Origin of the sequence: Leisingera sp. ANG-DT, assembly GCF_000813785.1 — a bacterium.
Classification (GTDB): Bacteria; Pseudomonadota; Alphaproteobacteria; order Rhodobacterales; family Rhodobacteraceae; genus Leisingera.
Genome location: NZ_JWLE01000071.1, coordinates 1 through 1,422, shown reverse-complemented (window position 1 = coordinate 1,422; position 1,422 = coordinate 1). Strand labels below are relative to the sequence as shown.

Annotated in this window: 1 protein-coding gene and 1 pseudogene; both read right to left on the bottom strand. The window is 61.7% G+C overall.

What is annotated here, in order from left to right; translation table 11 throughout:
- Window positions 1–163: 163 nt before the first annotated feature.
- Complete coding sequence (locus tag RA21_RS21755) at window positions 164–955, bottom strand: DeoR family transcriptional regulator (protein WP_019298671.1); 792 nt, start codon at window positions 953–955, stop codon at window positions 164–166.
- 260 nt (window positions 956–1,215) lie between these two features.
- Window positions 1,216–1,422, bottom strand: a pseudogene (gene glyA, locus RA21_RS21750) (serine hydroxymethyltransferase); the annotation flags it as partial.

Below are 1,422 nucleotides of genomic sequence, written 5' to 3'. Positions count from 1 at the left end.
AGAAAAGTCAGTATTGCCATGTATATGTCCGCTCAAGGCCTCCTGCAGACGCGATTCCGCTGCTGACACGGCCTTAGTGCCGCCCAGCCTAGACAGCAACTGATATTCCCGCCGCTCCGGCCCCTGAATTTTTCTTCTGAGTTCCCAGAGCGGCGTTCCAGGATCAGTTCCCCTTGGCGGATTGGGCGACCTCCGTCTTCACCCCCCAGTCCGCCAGGGCAGCAGACAGCTTCTTGCCTGGGTCCTGATCGGTGAACAAGACCGTGAGCCTGCGCGGTTCCGGCCCGCAGTGGGGAGCCGTTTCAGCAAACTTCGGATGCGCCATGGCAACCGCAACCTTCTGGGCGCAGTCAGCAGCCACGCACGCCAGCTGAGCCTCTTCAGCGCTGTGATAAAGCACGCCTTGTTTGGCCGAGAGCGCGTCCGCAGACAGGATCGCCAGGTCAAGCACGAACCGCCGCAGCTGCTGTTCGGCAACGAAACCGAAAGTGCCGCGCTCGTTGCTCTGCATTTCGCCACCCAGAAAATGCACCCGGTTGCCATTGTGGTTTGCCAGGGTCTGTGCAGCGCCAATTGAGTTTGTAACCACGGTCAAACCCGACTTCTGCCGCAATTCCTCAGCCACAAAAGCAGTGGTGGAGCCTACATCGAGGAACAAAGCCATCCCGTCGCGCACATATCCGGCCGCCAGCGCAGCAATCCGCGCTTTTTCCCTCTGGTTCTCGGAAATCCGCCGCGCAAAGCTTGTTGCGCTTTGCGGACCGGCCAGAAAAGCACCGCCGTGCACACGCTGTACGGCCCCCGCTTTGTTCAGCGCCTTTATCGTGCGGCGAACGGTCTCTTCGGACACATCCAGCATCTTGGCCAGTTCGGCACTGCGCGCAGAGCCGCCCAGGCGGCGCAATGCGTCCACCAGCTCCATTTCACGATGGGACAGGGAGAGAGAGTCCGACAAGAGATTGTTCCATTTGCTTCGGCCGTTTCTGCGCAATTAGGCACGGGCCTGCGGCGCAATTCAAGGCCTTACGGCAACACCCTGCTGCGGTCCGGGCTTTGCACAGGCCTGCAAGAGCCCCAGCACTGGAACAGATAGACTTCTCTTTCCGGCAGGTGCTGGCGCACGTTTCCGGGACCGCTGCTTTCTGCGTCCCGCCAAAAGAAAACCGCCGCGGCATTGGGGCCGCGGCGGTTTCTTTTTGTCTGATAAGCCGGAGCTTACAGGTTCGGATAGAGCGGGAACTTGGCGCAGAGGTCCGCGACCTTGGCGCGCACCGCCGCTTCCACATCCGCGTTGCCCTCTTCACCGTTGGCCGCCAGCCCGTCGATCACTTCGATGATCAGGTCGGCGATCTGGCGGAACTCGGCCTCGCCGAAGCCGCGGGTGGTGCCGGCAGGCGTGCCGAGGCGCAGGCCGGAGGTCAC